Here is an 18,258-nt window from a genome sequence, read left to right on the forward strand (position 1 = left end):
CTTTCATTTCCTTCGAAACTTATTTTTTCAATTTAATTACTTGGGCATTCTCATTATTTTTGGCAACAATTATTTCTTTGCCTTTTGCAGTTTTGAAAATTTTCATGGCCCTTGCTTGACCATTGATTCTTAAACCAATAGTGGAATTTGAAATCGACTTGAATTGATTTTTACCCAGTCCTTTTAAAAACAATCCATAGGTTCCATCAAAGCGTCCCCATTCTGGTAGTGAATCAAAGAAATTACCTGCTAATAAAATATCTTGAACCTTATCTCCATCAAAATCCTGCACAACAATGGCATTCATTGGGGCAAATTGCGCCTCAGTTGGCAGGACTTGAGATGTAAATTTCATTTTCCCTTGGTTTACATATAAAACCGTTTGCAAGGTTTTCACCTCTCTAATTTCAGCCCCTTCCCTTTGGTCTTCAGTAAATAATTCTTCAACAGTTTTCTTTGCATAATCTTTATACTTGATAAACTTTTTCTTAATGCTTGGCACAGCACGTTGAAGTTCACCTTTCAAAACCATTGGATAAGTATTACCATCTTCCGTATAACAAGAAATAATTTGCTCTACAATTCCATTTTGGTCCAAATCTTTGGCTAATAATTGAGCAGGATGTTCATTTGAAACTTGTAATTTACAATTTTCGCCTTGATTGCCCGCAACAAAATCTAAATCTCCATCTTGGTCTATATCGGCAACTTCAATGGTTTTCCAAAGTCCTTCAGAACCTTCTAAAGGCTGCACATCAAAAGTTCTTCCGCGTTTATTTTCAAGTACTAAAATCGGACCCCAATCTTGAGCAATCAATAAATCCAAATAACCATCTCCATTTACATCTGCAAATTGCGTATCGGTAACCATGCCAATTTTTGCCAAATCTGGAATATAGCGTTTGGGTAAATTTTTGAAACCCCCATGACCATCATTAACTAATAAATTATGGGAAGGAGTCATTCCATATTTTCCAGAAATCATGCGAGAGGCCACAAATAAATCCACATCTCCATCTTTGTCAAAATCGCCCGCAGATACACTTGCACCATTTTCATATAATTGCGGCAAATTTAAAGATCTGGAGAATTTTCCTTTGCCATCATTGATATACAATAAATCATGTAATTCAGAAGCATTTTCAATAAATTCATTACTTCCAGTTACTACATATAGGTCTAAATCCTTATCACCATCTGCATCAAAAAATACGGCATCAGTATTTTCAGTTGTTTTATCCAAAGAAAAATCTGCTTGTTTAGATTCCATAAACATACCAGCCTTAGATTGTACAAATAACTTTTTATCTTGTCCAGCGGCACCCCCTAAATATACATCGTCCAATCCATCCCCATTTACATCACCAGTGGCCAATGCAGGGCCTTGTGTTGATAATTTTTGTTTAATTAAAATATCTCGGTCAAAATCTGTAAATGGACTTTCTACATGCTTATAATCTAAAACTTTCGAATCATCAACAAATAATAAATCTGTTTTGGGTAAAGTTTTTTTCCAAACTAAGGTAGCATTTTTGATGTCTAATGTAAGATTGGAATTTATTTTTGGCTTTTGAATAATCTGCATTTTATCATTCGGCCAAATCACTTGTAAAGAATCTATTTTAGGTAAATTACCTAAACCAAACACCATTTTCAAATCACAACTAGATTGAAATCCACGATTTGGCATTTGCTGTAAATATTTCAATTGTCCATTGGAATATAAAGTCACTTTTGCTCCAATTCCGTTTAAATTTTTCCCTTCTCCCTTTAAACTAACAGTCAAATAATGATTATTCAATTTTTCGGTAGTTTTGTTTTTAAAAACCGACAATGGAGAATTAACATTATTTACAATTAAATCCAAGTCACCATCATTGTCCAAATCTCCATAAGCAGAACCATTAGAAAACCCAGGACCCTTCAAACCCCAATCCTCCACAACATTTTTAAATTTCAAATTACCTTGATTTTTAAAAGCATAATTTGGAATTGGAACAGATGATATTTTATCAACAAATTCTTTGTAATCAAATTTCTTACCATTTAACATTTGTTGCATGTTGCTTCGATCTGCTAAGAAATCCACAAAATCCTGATCAGTCAAATCTTTAGCAATTCCATTAGCAACAAAAATATCTTTTGAACCATCATTGTCCATATCAAATATCAATGCACCCCAACTCCAGTCTGTTGCATGCACACCCGAAAACTGGCCAATTTCACTAAAAGTATCATCTCCATTGTTCAAATGAAGATTATTACGCATATATTGATGCCAAAAACCACGTTCTTCTTTTAATTTGACAAGGTTATGTCCTTCAAAAATAGAAGTAGTTTTAAGGCGGTAATCATCACCAGGTAACATATCTGTAACGAAAATGTCTAGTTTTCCATCATCGTTTATATCAGCGATATCAGCTCCCATAGAACTTAAAGATATATGTGGCATTTGATTCACCAAATCTTCTTTAAAGGTTCCATTTTTTTGGTTGATATATAAATAATCTCTTTCATAAAAATCATTGGAAATGTAAATATCCGGCCAATTGTCATTGTTTACATCACCAATGGTTATTCCCAATCCGAATCCGATTAGGCTACCATAAATCCCTGCACTTTCCGAAACATCAGTAAATTTCAAATGTGTTGCATCGGGGCTATCATTTCTAAATAATTTATCCCCACCAAGCGCATCACGCGTTTCACGGAGATTCATATATCCCAATTTATCAATAGGCGTAAAGCTATTGTTTAATAAATACATGTCTAAATCACCATCTCGATCATAATCAAAAAAGGCCGCATGTGTAGAAAATCCACCATCTGCCAGACCTGATTCTTTAGCTACTTCCTTAAATTGAGGAATACCATTTTTAAGACCAGTATTTATGTATAATTGATTTCCTCTTTCATCTCGTGAACCTGAATTACACACATAAATATCCATGTTTCCATCCCCATTCACATCTGCAAAAGTCACTCCGGTAGACCAAAATTTCTTCCCAACAATACCTGCCTCTTTTGTAATATCTTGAAATTTAAAATCCCCCTTATTTAGGTATAATTTATTGTCTTCAAAATTTGAAGTCACAAAAACATCTGCTAAACCATCTTGATTAATATCACCAATTGCAACCCCGCCGCCATTATAGAAATTGCGGTAATTAAAAATATTAAATTCTTTTTTTTCTAAACTTCGGTTAACGAAATCAATTCCTGTTTGATCGGCAGAAATTTCTTCAAAAAGTGTGTCCTTTTTTGAATCGCAAGAGAAGGTAAAAACCAATAAGACAGCAAAAACAGAAAACTGTAACTTCATTACTCTTTTTTTTACAAATTTAAACGCTTGACGTAGATAAAAAAAGGGCAGAACCAAATGATTCTGCCCTAAATTTTATTGAATTCAGATTAATAACCTGGGTTTTGCTTCAATAATGGGTTAGCATCGATACGAGGCTGTGGAATTGGGAACAATTCACGTGTTTTGTCTAACTTCTTCATGAACTTACGCTCTAAAGAGAAAGTACCAAAACGAATCATATCGTTACGTCTCCATCCTTCCCAAGCAAACTCACGACCTCTTTCTGCTAAAATATCAGCAGCAGTTAAAGAAGTCAATGCGTCAACACCTGAACGAAGACGGATTTTGTTCACATCAGCTAAAGCTTCAGCAGTTTTTCCTAAACGGAACGCTGCTTCAGCACGCATCATGATTGCGTCAGCTAAACGGAATACTACGTAGTCATTAGACTGGTCACCGTTCGGGTTGTTGCGTTGTACTTCGTATTTCTGAGAACGGATACCAGCAACTTGATATTCTGGATCTGCATCAGTCATTTGATCTTTTTGGAAATCAGCTACGAACGCTAATGGAGCACCTTTTGCATCTTTCAATGCAGCACCAGAAGCAGCATATTGCTGACCTTTGATCCACATTGCTTGACGTAAGTCTTTTGCTTCAAAAGAGTTATAGAAGTCTGCTAAAGTACAGAATCCATTCCAAGGAGAGTTACTCAAACCATAAGTTGTAGCATTTGCATAGTGCAAAGTTCTCATTTGGAAGTTCATACCACCTGCTTTGAAGCTATCGAAAGGAATAGTCCAAATGTTCTCAGATGATCCTTGGTTTTGAACAATAAAGTTCGCAACTGTAGAAGAAGCTAAAGAATAAGCATTAGGAGAGTTGATAACTGCATTAGCAGCATCATAAGCACCTTGCCAATCAGCAGAACCTGAATAAACAGCAGCATTCAACTTCAATTTAGCTAACAACATTAAAGCGGCGTCTTTAGTCATACGGCTATAAGCCTTACCAGTAACTAAGTTTGGAATTGCAGACTCTAATTCAGTTTTGATGAAGGTATAAACCTCAGAACGAGATTTAGTTCCACCAACTGAAGCATTATCAGTAACGATAGGTACGTTACCAAAAGCGTCGATTGCCATGAAATAATAGAACGCTCTTACAGCACGTAACTCATCAACAGCTTTTTGATTAGACTTAACTACAGGAATCAATTGGTTGATTTGAGAAATGTTACCGAAGATAAAACCCCACATACCATTGATTGGACCGTGTTGCGGAGTCCAAGTGTGGCGAGAATATGCCAACCAGTCACCACCATCATACCAGTCACCACCACGAGTAGGAACGATCAATTCATCTGAAGTAGCTTCACTTGGATTGAACCAATCCCAAGTAATACCTCTTAAACCAGAGTAAGCAGGTCCAAGGGCAGCAGCAATTTGAGCATCTGTTTTCAAGAATTGATCCGCAGGAATCGCATCGTAAACTGGCTCAGTTAAATCTGTACACGATTGTAATGCTAACGAAGCGATAACACCCACCGAAAGTACTTTATATATGTATTTTTTCATTTTAACTAATTTTTGATTTTCGATTATAAAATAATTGAGTGATTGTTAGAACGAAAGATTTATACCAGCAGTAAATGCACGAGTCTTGTAGTAAGTTTCACGAACATCAACACCTGGTGCAGCAGAACCAATTGCCAATCTTTGGCTAACTTCTGGATCAACACCTGTATAGTTTGTGAACAATGCTAAATTGTTACCAGCTACATAAATTCTTGCTCTCTTGAATACTCCTTTAACTGGGATAGTATATCCTAAAGAAGCATTACCGATACGTAAGAAGTCTCCTGACTCAACATAATAATCCATTGGGATTGTACGCTCATCATTGATTACTGAAGTCAATGCAGATTTCAATGCACCAGATTCAGCAATACGACCATCTTGACGACCTAACAATAATCTGTTAGTATTTACAATCTTAGCACCCATGTTGCTGTTTAACATTACTTGGAAATCAAAGTTCTTGTAACGTACGTTAGTAGTTAAACTACCTACGAATACAGGATTTGGATTACCGATATAAGTTCTATCAGCAGCGTTTGGATCGATTGTTCCATCACCATTCAAATCTTTGAATACATACTTACCGTTTTCAATTTTATCAACGATTGCTCCGTAGAACTCACCAATTGGGTGTCCTGCTTGCAATACAGAGAAGTTAACGTTAGATGTACCACGGATAAAGCTACCCAAAGAAGTGGATAAGAATACCTGATCTGGAGCAGCGAATTGATCATTTTTCAAACTAACAACTTCGTTCTTGTTGAAAGAACCAGCGAAAGTAGAAGAAACGCTCCAATCAGCAGACTCTAACCACTGGTAAGTTAATGCTAACTCAACCCCTTGGTTTTTAACTTGACCGATGTTAACCAACATAGTAGGATAAACATATCCTTTTTCTTGTGGTACGTTTACTGTATATAACAAGTCCTTAGTAGAACGAGTATAGTAATCTAATGATCCTGAGATCTTACCTTTCAATAAAGAGAAGTCGATACCAGCACCGTAGTTTTCGTTAATCTCCCACTTCAAGTTTGGATTTGGGTTAGATTGAATAGCGTAAGCAGGTAAGAAATCATCTGCAGAACCATCATAGTAAGAACCGTTAGCACCGTAGAAAGATTTAGATAACAATGGACGAATACCCTCCGAGTTACCAGTTCTACCCCAGCTCACACGTAACTTCAAGTTATCAATGTTTTGATTTCCTTTCAAGAAAGGCTCCTCGCTCAATGTCCAACCTAATGATACTGATGGGAAAGTACCCCACTTGTTGTTATCACCAAATTTAGTAGAACCGTCACGACGAACGTTAACTGTAGCAAAATACTTGTTTTTCAAGCTATACTGAGCACGAGCTAAGAAAGAAACTAACTTATACTCATTCTTGTAAGAAGAAATTAAGTTTGGATTTGTACGAATACCTAAACCAGAACCTAAGTTATTTGCTTCAAAAGCATCAGTTAAGAAGTTGTTGTTACCAGCAGCAAAACCGTCAGCAACTACATCTTGGTAAGTATAACCACCTAAGATAGCTAAGTTAGACTCATCATTCAATTTCTTATTCCAATTCAAAGTAGTTTCGAATTGCTTATCAGTAACTGAATTCAAATATCTTGAAGCAGCATTTCCACCTACAGTTGACAACAAGTTCAATGGAGTAGACTTAATGAATGAAGAACCATCGTTAGTTTGTGTACGTAAAGTTCCAGCAACGTTCAATGTCAATTCATTAGTCAAAGCATAAGATGCTTGCGTATTAAATAAGAAATCGTGTAATCTTTCTGATTGAGATTTGTTATCTAAAACCGCCTTAGGGTTAAAGTTAGCAAACGTACCAGGGATTTGGAAATATGTTCCATCTGCATTGTAAATTGGGTCAGTCGGACGCATATTCATTGCAAAACCAATCGCTCTTGTATCTGTGATCTTCGCATTAGTTTGCATTGCAGACATGTTAAACTTTAAGTTCAACTTACCATTTAAAGCTTTAGCATCTAAGTTTAAACGACCAGACATACGATCTTTACCAGAACCTAACAACGTACCAGTTTGATCTAAATAACCAACTGATGCACGGTATGCTAAATTCTCTGATCCACCAGAAACAGCTAAGTTATGGTTTTGAGAAACTGCAGTACGAGTGATAGCGCTTAACCAATCTGTATTCGCACCTAAGTCATCAAATTTTTGATTGTACTTAGCAGCAGCTGCGCGGAATTCAGCACCATTCAACAATTCTGGACGCTGAGAAATTTGCTCAGAACCAACATAAGCTGAATAATCTACTGAAGGAATTCCAGACTTACCACGTTTTGTATTAATGATAATAACACCGTTAGCACCACGAGAACCGTAAATAGCAGCAGATGAAGCATCTCTTAAAACATCCATAGATAAGATATCTTCTGGAGCAACGTTTTGGATTGGAGCACCAATTACACCGTCAATAACATACAATGGCTCAGAACCTGCGTTCAATGAACCTGTACCTCTTAAACGTACAGTTGGAGCAGCATTAGGGTCTCCAGATGCTTGCGTAATTACTAAACCAGCTACTTTACCTTGAGCAGCAGCCAATGGGTTAGTTACAACACCCGCATTGAATTCTCTTGAACCTAAGCTTGTTACCGTTCCAGAAATTTCTTTTCTCTTTTGAGTACCGTAACCTACAACAACTACTTCCTCTAAAGATTTAGTGTCTGGAGCTAAAGATACATTGATAACAGAAGCACCTACAGTAACTTCTTGTTTAACGTAACCTACAAATGTGAAAACTAAAGTACTTCCTTTAGCAGCGCTTAATTTGTAGTTTCCGCTTACATCTGTTTGAGTACCTTTAGTAGTACCTTTCACAGCGATAGAAACACCAGGTAGTCCTGAGCCATCAGCTGCATCAGTAACTTTACCTGAAACCACATCTTGGGCAAATGCACCCAAAGAAAACAATAGAGCAACAGCTAAACTGAAAACTTTCGTCATACTCAGCTTGCCTGCACCTGATCGCACTAGGCGACCCACTCTTTTGTAAGAATGAATCATAAGTAAAAATTTAAGGGTTAATAATGAATAATGATTCCAACGGTTTTTCCAAACCTGCGCAAAAAAAGAAAGAAATAAGCATATAAAAAAATACCTCACGCGTGTTACCTCTAAATTAAATTTAAAAAAATTGAACAATATTAAGATTTAACAAACAACTAGCACAGTATAGTATTGATTATTGGAATTATTAAAAAATTCATTTTTGAATAAATTAAACAACTTTTCAAACCACAAAACAATTAAAAGGCCATTTAAAGCTCTCACAGTCGTTGTATTTTTTCAATAAAAAAAAAATTTGAAAAAAAATGAAAAAAAATCAAGTTTTTATCCACAAAACAAAATTTTAGTAATTATTAGAATAATCCAATTTTTATTTCAACTAGCACTGTGCTATTCTGTATCAGATAACTGTGCTAAACTGTCTGACAACTTAAAAATAAATTGAACTTCTCTAAGTTAAGGTAATGGATCTTCCCCAAATCCACCCCAAGGATGACACCGCGAAATGCGCTTTAAAGTCAATTTCAAGGCCTTGAAAAATGGGTATTTTTGAAAGGCTTGAACGCCATACTCCGAACAGGTTGGATTAAACCTACAGGAATTGGGTAAAAAGGGGGATAAAAACAATTGATAGAGGCGAATTAGCCCCAATGCAAGGAATTTCATCTGCGTTTTGCTATTGTTTTTACTTTTTGTAATGATTATATTTGTTACAAAGTAAACTATTTTAATGCCATTTTTAATATGAGGTTGAAAAAATCGCTTCTTCTTTTACCTTTCGCAATTCTTATTACAATCGTTTCTTGCTCCCATCAATCAGGACATTTCTGGGAAGGCAGCTCTGAGGCAGAAAAAAGAAACGATTCTATAGCCTCGCTTTTTGATCCACAATTGGCTCAACAAAAAGCAATAAAACTAGATACTTTTTTCCAAAAATTACATAAAAATTATGGTTTCAACGGCGCTGTGCTGGTTTCCCAATACGGAAAAATAATTTATAAGAAAGCATTTGGATACTCCAATTACTTTACCAAAACTGCCTTGCAAGCACAAACCCACTTTCAATTAGCCTCTGTTTCTAAACAGTTTACTGCCGTTGCTGTCATGCAATTAAAAGAAAAAGGTCTTTTAAATTACGATGACCCAGTTAAAAAATATATCCCTAATTTCCCATACGATTCAGTTATTACTGTTCGTTCCCTATTAACACATCGCTCAGGTTTACCTAATTATGCCTATGCATTAGATAAATATTACAACAAAAAATTACCTCTGAACAATCAAATGGTAGTTGATTTGTTTGCCAAATTTAAACCTGGAATTGATTATCGCCCCAATGCAAAATTTGCCTACAACAATACCAATTACCTATACCTTGCAGCTATTGTAGAAAAACTAACGGGTCAAAATTTTCGACAATACGTTAAAGAAAACATTTTTGAACCTGCTGAAATGGCCCATTCTTTTATATATGATCCTGCACATCCTGAACAATTAAAAACAGCAGCCATTGGGTATCTTCCAAGGAGAGGTGCACCTGCCGTTGCCGGATTCGATCACTTGGATGGTGTTACTGGAGATAAAGGCATCTATTCTACCGTTGAAGATATGCATCATTGGGATATGGCATTGAACCAGGAAAAGTTAGTAAAAAGATCTACATTAGAAGAAGCTTTTACACCTCAACATCGTGAACCAAAAGTTTTACCAAAAAACTATGGCTTCGGGTGGAGACTAACCCAATTGGAAAATGGAGAATGGCTAACCTATCACACAGGATGGTGGCATGGATTTAAAAATTATTATTTACATAATCCGAAGGATAATTCGGCTATAATAATTTTGGGAAATATGGCTGGACATAGCTTGGCAAAAGTTAACATTGTACAATCTATTTTATACCCAGAAAAGGCTTCTATTTTTATGAAAGGCGAACCTCTGCCTCAAGAATTTACTCAAGGAGGAAATTAAATCAACAAAAATGAAAAACATTCAATACATTTTGGGAATGATTTTGATGCTTGGAATAAGCATCTCATCTGTTGCACAATCGGAAGACAATGCAATAAAAACTACCTTAAATAACTATCTAGAAGGAATTACTACGGGAGATACAGCTAAATTAAATAAAGCATTTCATTCAACTGCCGTTTTAAAAACTTTCAATACCAATACGGGTAAAATTCAGGATTTCCCAGTAAAAACGTTTATTGCAAAAACTCCAAATGGCGGTGTAGAAGCAACGGGTAAAATAAATTCCTATTCCTATGCAGGGATTTCTGCTTCAGCAAGTATTGAATTAGCCTTTTCGGATTTTAAATACATAGACCAATTGAGTTTATTGAAAATCAATGACCAATGGAAAATTGTGGCACGCGTTTTTTCTCGTGTTGATTTAGCCACAGAAACAAAGGGAAGCGCAATCGCCTCCCCTGCTATAAAATCTACTCCAAAACCAGCTGCTAAAAAACCTAGCACAGCCAATGTGAAACCTAAAAAAGATGATGGTTGGTAGCCTACCAGTTGATAGGCCCTTTTCCTAAATATTTTTCTACGATGGGTTCGTAATATGGTCGCAATTCCTCATAATTCGGAACTACAGGTGATTTCGTGTATAAATCATATTGATTAAAATCTTTGATCAACTCCAAGTATTTTTCATCACCAGCATTCATAAACTGACGATAAGACCCTCCTGTGTGCCAAGGATAGAATGAATGGTAACGAATCATCACCATTCCTTCTTCAGGAATCGTATTTTGTTTATGATTTTTCAATACCTGATATAAATACTCGTCATGTCCCCAGGCCAATTCCAAATTATCTAAACCACAACCTGCTTCATAAACTCCTAATTCGGTATTGTAACGAGGATCCTGCATATCTGGATTCAAGGCATTAAATTCTGGATACACACATGAATCTGGCAATTTGGCCCCTACTACAAAGATATCACCAACTAGGCCCCACTGTTCTGCTTGGCTTGTACCGTCTTCATCAGATCCGAACAAATACATTGCTTTTCCCAAATCATGAATCAATCCACATAATTGCATCCAATCTGGACGACCCTCGCGGCGCATACCTTCTGAAGTTTGCAATAAATGAATGATATTTGGCAAATTTAAATCTGGATCACTCACATCCACCAAAGAATTCAACTTTTCCATCATATCCCACAAATCCATCGGTCGTTCGAAAGTCAAATACTTCTTTTTCATTCGTTGAACATACTCATACGTCTGTCGAGAACGCATTTTGCGGTAATGCTCCTTTACAGCAGCAGTAATATCACCTTGCTCGTAATTACGAAATTCAGATTTTTCTTTGGCTAAAGTTTCCATTTCAATAGATTAAATTTTCAAACAAATTTAAATTTAATTTATTAAAAAAGAATGTTTTTGTACTTATTTACTTATTCATAAAAAATAAAGAAACAGAAGCTAAAAACATTAAAATCCCTAAAATGAGAAATACGCTCACAGAAGATGTTTGTTTATTGTCCATCACCAAATTTGACTGAGCCGGATTTTCTTCAAAATATCTCACCATCACTCCCGAACCAATTTCGAGTTCATCTGGTTTCCCCTTTTCTGATTCAATTGTATAATTTATTCCATTTACCTCATAAGAAACTATGGGAAAATACGTTGGAAACCTACCTTGATTATCATCTCTTGAATATCTTTTATTACAATCTATAATGGTTCCTGTGGTAATTTTTGAATGAGTGATAAAATATTTTTGCTGGTAAAATAAGATAATTCCAATGGCCAATAGGATTAATGACACCCCAATGAAAAAGGAACTAAAAACCAACACGGTATCGTAAGTATTACCGGAGGACCTCCCCGATAATAAAAAAATAGTATATAAATTCATGATGCTTGATTAACAATTGAATTTACTTATTTTTTTCGATAAAAAGGAAAGATTTAACCACTTTTAGGGTTTCTATAATTTTATTATTTTTCATATATTGCTTGGAAATCTATAGAACGAATGAAAACTACTACCAAAATCCAATTAATGTTTATGATGTTTCTTATGTTCTTTACCTGGGGCTCCTGGTATGGACAAATGAGTAAATATTTATTGGAAACTTTACATGCAACTGGTGATCAGGTTGGGATGGCCTATACAACTTTTTCAATTGCCTCTATAGCAGCTCCTTTTTTTATTGGATTAATTGCAGATCGATTCTTTGCCGCTCAAAAAGTGATGGGAGTATTGAATATTTTAGGAGCTATCATTTTATATTTTTTAGCCCAAAATACAAGCGCTGAGAATTTCTTTTGGTATATATTGGCTTATACACTGACCTTTGCCCCCAATCTTTCACTTTCCAATTCCATTGCCATGAATCAAATGGCGAATCCTGAAAAGGAATTTCCTAGCATAAGAGTTACAGGTACTATTGCATGGATTGTTGTTACGAATATTATAGGATTTTATGGCATTGGTGGAGAGGTGAGCATCTTTAAAATCTCCATGTTTACCTCCTTATTTTTAGGTGTTTTTGCCTTCTTTTTGCCAAACACACCACCCAAAGCAGATTCAAATGCAAGCGTAAGTCAAATATTGGGACTTGAAGCTTTAAGTTTATTTAAAAGTAGATCATTCGTCATTTTCTTCATATCCTCTATTTTAATTTGCATACCTCTTTCCTTTTATTATGCATTGGCGAACCCATCATTAACGGAGTCGCACATGAGCAATGTAGAAAACAAAATGTCACTTGGGCAAGTGTCTGAGGTAGTTTTTATGTTATTAATTCCACTTGCCTTTAGCAAACTAGGAGTTAAGAAAATGTTAATTGTTGGCCTAATCGCTTGGATTGTACGCTTTTTATGCTTTGGCTACGGAGATGGTATTAGTTCTGAATGGATTTTATTTTTAGGTATAATCCTTCATGGAGTCTGCTATGATTTCTTTTTTGTAACAGGACAAATCTATACCGACAAACAGGCTGGTGAAAAAATCAAAAATTCTGCCCAAGGACTTATAACTTTTGCAACTTACGGCATTGGTATGGGAATTGGTTCTAAAATTTCTGGTGTAATATTAGACAAGTACACCGTAAACGGCGTTCACGATTGGCAAGCAGTATGGATGGTACCGGCGGCTATTGCCGGAGTGGTATTAGTACTTTTTATAAGTTTTTTTAGTGAGCCAGTGAGCAAGTGAGCAAGTGAGCCAGATAAACATTAACAATTAACAATTAACAATTAACAATTGACAATTAAAAAAAACACAGTTTGGATCACCGGCGCGTCATCAGGAATTGGAGAAGCATTGGCCTATGCCTATGCCAGAGAAAATGCCAATTTGATTTTGTCGGCCCGTAGAGAGGAAGAATTGAACCGTGTGGCAGAACTTTGCAGAACTTCTCAAAACAAGGTATTGGTCTTACCCTTCGATATGGTAGATTTGGAATATCATTCCACTGCCCTAGAAATTATCGGAAAAGAATTTGATCAAATAGATTTGGTTTATTTGAATGCTGGAGTAAGTCAGCGCTCAAGTATTTTAGACACCGATTTTTCTGTTTATCGAAAACTTTTTGAGATTAACTTCTTCTCCATCGTTCATTTGGTTCAAAAATTAATCCCCGTTTTTCAGAAACAAGGTTTTGGTACTTTTGTGCCCATAGCCTCCGTGGCTGGACGAATTTCAACTCCTAGAAGAGGTGCTTATGCGGCAAGCAAACACGCAATAATTGGATTTTTCGATGCATTAAGAGCAGAAATGTACCCCTTGGGCATCAGAGTTTGCACAATTTTGCCAGGTTATATCAAAACAAATATTTCCATCGCCGCAATGGATGCCACTGGTGGTAAATATGGTAAAATGGATCCAAATCAAGCCAAAGGCTTGGATGTAAATTGGACGGCTGAAGAAATAAAAAAAGCTGTTTCGGCGGGTTTAAATGAAAAAATAATTGCTGGTAAGAAAGAAAAGTTGGGTCTATTTATCCATCGATTTTTCCCAAAATTACTTCCCTTTGTTTTAAGAAAAGTACATAATTCATAGGAAAAAAAATATTGTTGACGTACCTTTGCAGCGAGTCAATGAACGCTTGCATTGATTTATAAAGAAGAAGGGAGAGACTAGGCTCGGCGAACTTCTGGCAACCAAATGACGAAGCTATCATTAAGGTGCTACATCCTACCCCAACAAAATGTTGAGGGAAATATAAACCTTTCTTGTATGCAGGTTAATTTTCAAACATTTCATTATACACATTCATTTCCTCTAGAATTAGGTGGAAGTCTTCCTGAATTACAAATTGCCTATCAAACAATTGGTAAATTGAATGAGAAAAAAGACAATGTCGTTTGGATTTGTCATGCATTTACGGGTAGTCAAGATGTAGCAGATTGGTGGCAGGGCTTGGTTGGAACAGGAAAATTATTCAATCCGGAAAATCATTTCATCGTTTGCGCAAATATTTTGGGCTCTCATTATGGCACAACAGGTCCATTATCGAATAATCCAAAAACAAACAAACCCTATTTTCACGATTTTCCAGAGGTAACTATTCGAGATGTGGTTAGTTCGCTGGATTTATTAAGAAAGCATTTAGGGATTCAAAAAATTAAAATTTGCATTGGCGGTTCTTTGGGTGGACAACAGGCAGTTGAATGGAGCATTTCTCATCCAAATATTTTTGAACAATTGATATTAGTAGCCACAGATGCTGTTTTTTCTCCATGGGGTATTGCTTTTAATGAGTCCCAACGAATGGCTATTGAAATCGATCCTACTTGGAAGGAATCCAATCCAAAAGCAGGATTAGAAGGAATGAAGGTAGCAAGAGCTACCGCATTAATATCTTATAGAAATTACGAAACCTATCATATCACACAAAATAGAGGGGAAAATGCCCTAGGCAATCAATTAAGAGCCATTTCCTATCAAAGATATCAAGGTGAAAAATTAGCACAACGATTCAATGCCTATTCCTACTATAGATTATCTCAAATGATGGATAGTCAAGACGTAGGCAGAAACCGAGGTGGGGTGATTGCAGCATTAAAACAAATTAAGGCAAAAACTCTAGTTATTGGCATCAAATCGGATGCACTTTTCCCTATCAATGAACAAGAATTTTTAGCGAAACATATTCCAGGAGCATCATTTCAGATCATAGATTCACTATATGGACATGATGGATTTTTGATTGAAAACAGTTTGATGACCAAGGCGATAAGATTATGGCAAAAATTGATTCGATTGGAGATTAATCCGATGGAAGCATTCTTCAAAAAACTAGAAATGGTATAAAATGGCACGACTAATCCTATCCTATGGTGGTTTATTGCTATTGGTTTTTGCAATTAAAAACCTTAGACCTGAATGGATACATGGAGAAATTCTGATCATTTGGGCATTTTTTACCTTTTTAGGCTATCTCTCACATTTACTTCATGGCTTTGGCATGGAAAAGGACAGAGAAAAACTTGTCCCCTTTCACATGGCGACACAAGGAATTCGATTTTTATGTAGTTTAATTTTTGTAGGATTTTATGCCTATTTAAAAATTGAAAATATCTACTTATTTATAATCGACTTTTTTGTACTCTATTTATTTAGTACTTATTTTGAAATAAGTGGATTGCTTCGTAAATTGCGACGATTTTAATTGTCAAGGAAGACTTTTTTCAAAATTGACAATTTAACCATCAGCTAATCAACGTGTTAGCAAAATCAAATTAAATAAGTAAAAAAAAGTACGAATGAGCAATTTGGCTAAGGTTTTCAACCCAAAAATGTATTTTTCAAATATTCTGCTTGGAGTATTAATTTCTTTCTTGAGCTTTCATGGATATGCGCAAGAAGATCATGCTTCTGCCACAGCTACTACAGAAGGCCATGAGGTTGTTGCCGACTCTACCCAACATGGAGAGGCAAAAGCAGAGGCTGGCGCAGAGGAAAAATTTGATGCAGGTAAATTGATTTTACATCATATTGCGGATGAGCACGATTGGCATTTGTTTACATTAGGCCATTTTCACGCCACCATTCCACTTCCAGTAATTGTTTACACGGAATCTAAAGGATTGAATGTTTTCATGTCTTCAAACTTCCAGAATGAGCATCACGAGGAAGTGCCTTACAACGGCTTCGTATTAGAACATGGAAAAATTCATGCTGAAAACGGTGAAAAAGTTTGGGACATTTCCATCACTAAAAACGTTGCCTCCATGTTAATTTCAGCAATTTTATTGTTGACAATTTTCATTGGTATTGGAAGAAGATATGCTGAAAACCCACACCGTGCACCTAAAGGAATTCAGTCTTTATTTGAGCCAATTATTTTATTCGTAAGGGATGAGATTGCTATTAATAACATTGGCAAAAAACATTATAAGCGTTTTATGCCGTATTTGTTGACCATATTTTTCTTTATCTGGTTCAATAATATGTTAGGTTTGATTCCAGGTGGGGCAAACGTAACAGGTAACATTGCTATCACTATGGTTTTAGCTGTGATTGCATTTTTTGTTACAAACTTTAATGGAAAATCAACCTATTGGACGCACATTTTTGCAATGCCAGGTGTACCAAAATGGATGTTAGTTATTTTGACTCCCGTTGAAATTATTGGTATTTTCATGAAGCCATTCTCATTGATGGTTCGTTTGTTTGCCAATTTAACTTCTGGACACATTATTTTATTGAGCTTAGTTTCTTTAATTTTTATATTTAAGAGCGCATTTTTAGGATTTGCCGTAGTGCCATTCTCCTTATTTATGAACGTAATTGAGCTTATTGTTGCCTTCATTCAAGCATTTATTTTCACCATGTTAGTGTCAACATACATTGGTGCAGCTATTGAGGAGCATCATCATTAATTTGTATTTATTTTTTATTCATAACTTAATTTAATTATTATGTCTTTATTATCAGTTTTATTGGAAGTTTCTATTGGAACAGGTTTGGCAGGTATCGGTGCTGGTTTAGCAGCTATCGCAGCAGGTTTAGGTATCGGTAACATCGGTGCTTCTGCTATGGAAGGTATCGCTCGTCAACCAGAAGCTGCTGGAAAAATCCAAGGTGCGATGTTGATCGTAGCTGCTTTCGTTGAAGCGGTTGCTCTTTTCGCAGCAGTAATTTGTTTGTTGGTAACTTTAAAGTAATCCAACAACAGACTTCCCAAAGGCTAGCTTTGGATTAAAGTCAAAAAAAATAAAATTGTGATTATGAAACAATAGGTAACATAATCACAATTTTTACAAGTAAGAATAAAATAAAAAAATAATATTATGGGTTTAATTACTCCTGAATTTGGTCTGATTTTTTGGCAACTTATTATCTTCGGACTTTTGTTTTTCCTTTTGAGCAAATTTGCTTGGAAACCAATTGTAAACTCTTTAAATGAGCGTGAAGCATCTATTGATGAAGCAATCAAATTAGCAGAAACTACTCGAAAAGAGATGGCTGATTTAAAAGCTGGAAACGATCAATTAATAGCAGAGGCTCGCCAAGAAAGAGATGCATTAATCAAACAAGCAAAAGAAGCAGCTGATGCAATGATTGCACAAGCAAAAAACGATGCACAAAACGCAGCTAATGCTGAAATTGAAAAAGCACGTACTGCTTTTGAACAAGAGAAAAATGCAGCTGTAGCATCTATTCGCAAAGAAGCGGCAGTTCTTTCTTTAGATTTGGCTGAAAAAGTATTGAAAAGCCAATTAAAAGATAAAGACGCTCAAGAAAAATTAGTTTCTGAGTGGATGAAAGAAGTTTCTTTATAATTTGAATTAGTAAATTTTTGACAAATGTCTGAATTAATAGTAGCAAACAGATACGCAAAATCTTTATTAGACTTAGCTGTAGAAAAAAAGGCAGTTAAAGACGTTTATAAAGACATGTTAGATTTTGTAGAATCTTGTGATGCAAGCCAAGAATTAGTTTTAGCAATGAAGAGTCCAATTATCAAACATACAGATAAATTGGCCATCTTGACTAAACTTTTCAAAAAAGCATTTAATCCAATTTCATTTAGCATTTTTGAAATTATCACGAAAAAAAATCGTGAATCTTTTCTTCCTGCTATTGCAAAGCAATTTGTTAACCTTTATTCAGAACACAAAGGAATTCAAAAGGCTGAAGTTATTTCTTCTACAGCATTAACGGCTGACCAAAAGAAAAACTTTACTGAAATTGTAAAAAAACATACCGGTAAGGAGGTTGAATTAATTGAAAAAGTTGATTCAAGCCTAATTGGTGGTTATATTCTTCGCGTTGGGGATAAGCAAATTGATGACTCCATCAGAAGAAAACTGAACGACTTAAAAGTTTCATTAGCATCCTAACAAAAAGCCT

16 protein-coding genes and 1 riboswitch are annotated in these 18,258 nt (G+C 35.5%); of the genes, 10 read left to right on the forward strand and 6 right to left on the reverse strand.

What is annotated here, in order from left to right; genetic code table 11:
• Window positions 1-19 precede the first annotated feature (19 nt).
• From EOJ36_RS08160 to yidD, 4 genes are all read right to left on the reverse strand, one after another.
• Complete coding sequence (locus EOJ36_RS08160; protein ID WP_127804194.1) at window positions 20-3,322, reverse strand: VCBS repeat-containing protein; 3,303 nt, start codon at window positions 3,320-3,322, stop codon at window positions 20-22.
• An 89-nt stretch (window positions 3,323-3,411) separates the two neighbouring features.
• Complete coding sequence (locus EOJ36_RS08165) at window positions 3,412-4,881, reverse strand: RagB/SusD family nutrient uptake outer membrane protein (RefSeq protein ID WP_127804197.1); 1,470 nt, start codon at window positions 4,879-4,881, stop codon at window positions 3,412-3,414.
• 45 nt (window positions 4,882-4,926) lie between these two features.
• The gene (locus EOJ36_RS08170; RefSeq protein ID WP_127804199.1) at window positions 4,927-7,923 is read right to left on the reverse strand and encodes a SusC/RagA family TonB-linked outer membrane protein; all 2,997 of its coding nucleotides are present in this window, start codon (window positions 7,921-7,923) and stop codon (window positions 4,927-4,929) included.
• Between the two features lie 459 nt (window positions 7,924-8,382).
• Complete coding sequence (gene yidD, locus EOJ36_RS08175) at window positions 8,383-8,592, reverse strand: membrane protein insertion efficiency factor YidD (protein WP_127804201.1); 210 nt, start codon at window positions 8,590-8,592, stop codon at window positions 8,383-8,385.
• Window positions 8,593-8,676: 84 nt separating this feature from the next.
• On the opposite strand from yidD, the gene EOJ36_RS08180 reads away from it, so the two are divergent.
• Window positions 8,677-9,897: a serine hydrolase domain-containing protein gene (locus tag EOJ36_RS08180; RefSeq protein ID WP_164847873.1), complete on the forward strand. Its 1,221-nt coding sequence runs from the start codon at window positions 8,677-8,679 to the stop codon at window positions 9,895-9,897.
• A 10-nt stretch (window positions 9,898-9,907) separates the two neighbouring features.
• Window positions 9,908-10,441 carry a nuclear transport factor 2 family protein gene (locus tag EOJ36_RS08185; RefSeq protein WP_127804205.1) on the forward strand — a complete coding sequence of 178 codons (534 nt, stop codon included), beginning with the start codon at window positions 9,908-9,910 and terminating at the stop codon, window positions 10,439-10,441.
• Between the two features lies 1 nt (window position 10,442).
• Here the strand turns inward: EOJ36_RS08185 and EOJ36_RS08190 are convergent, their stop codons facing one another.
• Together EOJ36_RS08190 and EOJ36_RS08195 are read right to left on the reverse strand one after the other, a co-directional pair.
• Window positions 10,443-11,270, reverse strand: coding sequence for an inositol oxygenase family protein (locus tag EOJ36_RS08190; RefSeq protein WP_127804207.1), 828 nt, complete (start codon window positions 11,268-11,270; stop codon window positions 10,443-10,445).
• Between the two features lie 67 nt (window positions 11,271-11,337).
• On the reverse strand, window positions 11,338-11,808 hold the full coding sequence (locus tag EOJ36_RS08195) for a DUF3592 domain-containing protein (RefSeq protein WP_127804209.1): 471 nt from the start codon (window positions 11,806-11,808) through the stop codon (window positions 11,338-11,340).
• 120 nt (window positions 11,809-11,928) lie between these two features.
• Here EOJ36_RS08195 and EOJ36_RS08200 point away from each other — a divergent pair, with 120 nt between their 5' ends.
• The 8 genes from EOJ36_RS08200 to atpH all read left to right on the forward strand — a co-directional run bounded on the left by EOJ36_RS08200 (window position 11,929) and on the right by atpH (window position 18,248).
• Complete coding sequence (locus EOJ36_RS08200) at window positions 11,929-13,113, forward strand: MFS transporter (protein WP_127804211.1); 1,185 nt, start codon at window positions 11,929-11,931, stop codon at window positions 13,111-13,113.
• A 48-nt stretch (window positions 13,114-13,161) separates the two neighbouring features.
• Window positions 13,162-13,959 (forward strand): SDR family NAD(P)-dependent oxidoreductase, encoded by a 798-nt coding sequence (locus tag EOJ36_RS08205; RefSeq protein WP_127804213.1) that lies wholly within the window; start codon window positions 13,162-13,164, stop codon window positions 13,957-13,959.
• A 53-nt stretch (window positions 13,960-14,012) separates the two neighbouring features.
• Window positions 14,013-14,128: riboswitch (SAM riboswitch) on the forward strand.
• Between the two features lie 8 nt (window positions 14,129-14,136).
• Complete coding sequence (locus EOJ36_RS08210) at window positions 14,137-15,213, forward strand: homoserine O-acetyltransferase family protein (protein WP_127804215.1); 1,077 nt, start codon at window positions 14,137-14,139, stop codon at window positions 15,211-15,213.
• Between the two features lies 1 nt (window position 15,214).
• The gene (locus EOJ36_RS08215; protein ID WP_127804217.1) at window positions 15,215-15,571 is read left to right on the forward strand and encodes a hypothetical protein; all 357 of its coding nucleotides are present in this window, start codon (window positions 15,215-15,217) and stop codon (window positions 15,569-15,571) included.
• Window positions 15,572-15,665: 94 nt separating this feature from the next.
• Window positions 15,666-16,784 carry a F0F1 ATP synthase subunit A gene (atpB, locus tag EOJ36_RS08220; RefSeq protein ID WP_238944442.1) on the forward strand — a complete coding sequence of 373 codons (1,119 nt, stop codon included), beginning with the start codon at window positions 15,666-15,668 and terminating at the stop codon, window positions 16,782-16,784.
• Window positions 16,785-16,823: 39 nt separating this feature from the next.
• On the forward strand, window positions 16,824-17,069 hold the full coding sequence (atpE, locus tag EOJ36_RS08225) for an ATP synthase F0 subunit C (protein ID WP_127804218.1): 246 nt from the start codon (window positions 16,824-16,826) through the stop codon (window positions 17,067-17,069).
• 126 nt (window positions 17,070-17,195) lie between these two features.
• Window positions 17,196-17,687: a F0F1 ATP synthase subunit B gene (atpF, locus tag EOJ36_RS08230; protein ID WP_127804219.1), complete on the forward strand. Its 492-nt coding sequence runs from the start codon at window positions 17,196-17,198 to the stop codon at window positions 17,685-17,687.
• 24 nt (window positions 17,688-17,711) lie between these two features.
• The gene (gene atpH / locus EOJ36_RS08235; protein WP_127804220.1) at window positions 17,712-18,248 is read left to right on the forward strand and encodes an ATP synthase F1 subunit delta; all 537 of its coding nucleotides are present in this window, start codon (window positions 17,712-17,714) and stop codon (window positions 18,246-18,248) included.
• Window positions 18,249-18,258 lie beyond the last annotated feature (10 nt).

This window comes from Sandaracinomonas limnophila, assembly GCF_004005965.1.
Classification (GTDB): Bacteria; Bacteroidota; Bacteroidia; order Cytophagales; family Spirosomataceae; genus Sandaracinomonas; species Sandaracinomonas limnophila.

What these genes read in the sequence shown, in the direction of transcription:
- atpH (WP_127804220.1), top strand. Translation starts at nt 17,712, where the DNA reads ATGTCTGAATTAATAGTAGCAAACAGATACGCAAAATCTTTATTAGAC.
- EOJ36_RS08210 (WP_127804215.1), top strand. Translation starts at nt 14,137, where the DNA reads ATGCAGGTTAATTTTCAAACATTTCATTATACACATTCATTTCCTCTA.
- EOJ36_RS08170 (WP_127804199.1), bottom strand. Translation starts at nt 7,923, where the DNA reads ATGATTCATTCTTACAAAAGAGTGGGTCGCCTAGTGCGATCAGGTGCA.
- atpE (WP_127804218.1), top strand. Translation starts at nt 16,824, where the DNA reads ATGTCTTTATTATCAGTTTTATTGGAAGTTTCTATTGGAACAGGTTTG.
- atpB (WP_238944442.1), top strand. Translation starts at nt 15,666, where the DNA reads ATGAGCAATTTGGCTAAGGTTTTCAACCCAAAAATGTATTTTTCAAAT.
- EOJ36_RS08185 (WP_127804205.1), top strand. Translation starts at nt 9,908, where the DNA reads ATGAAAAACATTCAATACATTTTGGGAATGATTTTGATGCTTGGAATA.
- yidD (WP_127804201.1), bottom strand. Translation starts at nt 8,592, where the DNA reads ATGAAATTCCTTGCATTGGGGCTAATTCGCCTCTATCAATTGTTTTTA.
- EOJ36_RS08160 (WP_127804194.1), bottom strand. Translation starts at nt 3,322, where the DNA reads ATGAAGTTACAGTTTTCTGTTTTTGCTGTCTTATTGGTTTTTACCTTC.
- EOJ36_RS08200 (WP_127804211.1), top strand. Translation starts at nt 11,929, where the DNA reads ATGAAAACTACTACCAAAATCCAATTAATGTTTATGATGTTTCTTATG.
- EOJ36_RS08190 (WP_127804207.1), bottom strand. Translation starts at nt 11,270, where the DNA reads ATGGAAACTTTAGCCAAAGAAAAATCTGAATTTCGTAATTACGAGCAA.
- atpF (WP_127804219.1), top strand. Translation starts at nt 17,196, where the DNA reads ATGGGTTTAATTACTCCTGAATTTGGTCTGATTTTTTGGCAACTTATT.
- EOJ36_RS08195 (WP_127804209.1), bottom strand. Translation starts at nt 11,808, where the DNA reads ATGAATTTATATACTATTTTTTTATTATCGGGGAGGTCCTCCGGTAAT.
- EOJ36_RS08215 (WP_127804217.1), top strand. Translation starts at nt 15,215, where the DNA reads ATGGCACGACTAATCCTATCCTATGGTGGTTTATTGCTATTGGTTTTT.
- EOJ36_RS08165 (WP_127804197.1), bottom strand. Translation starts at nt 4,881, where the DNA reads ATGAAAAAATACATATATAAAGTACTTTCGGTGGGTGTTATCGCTTCG.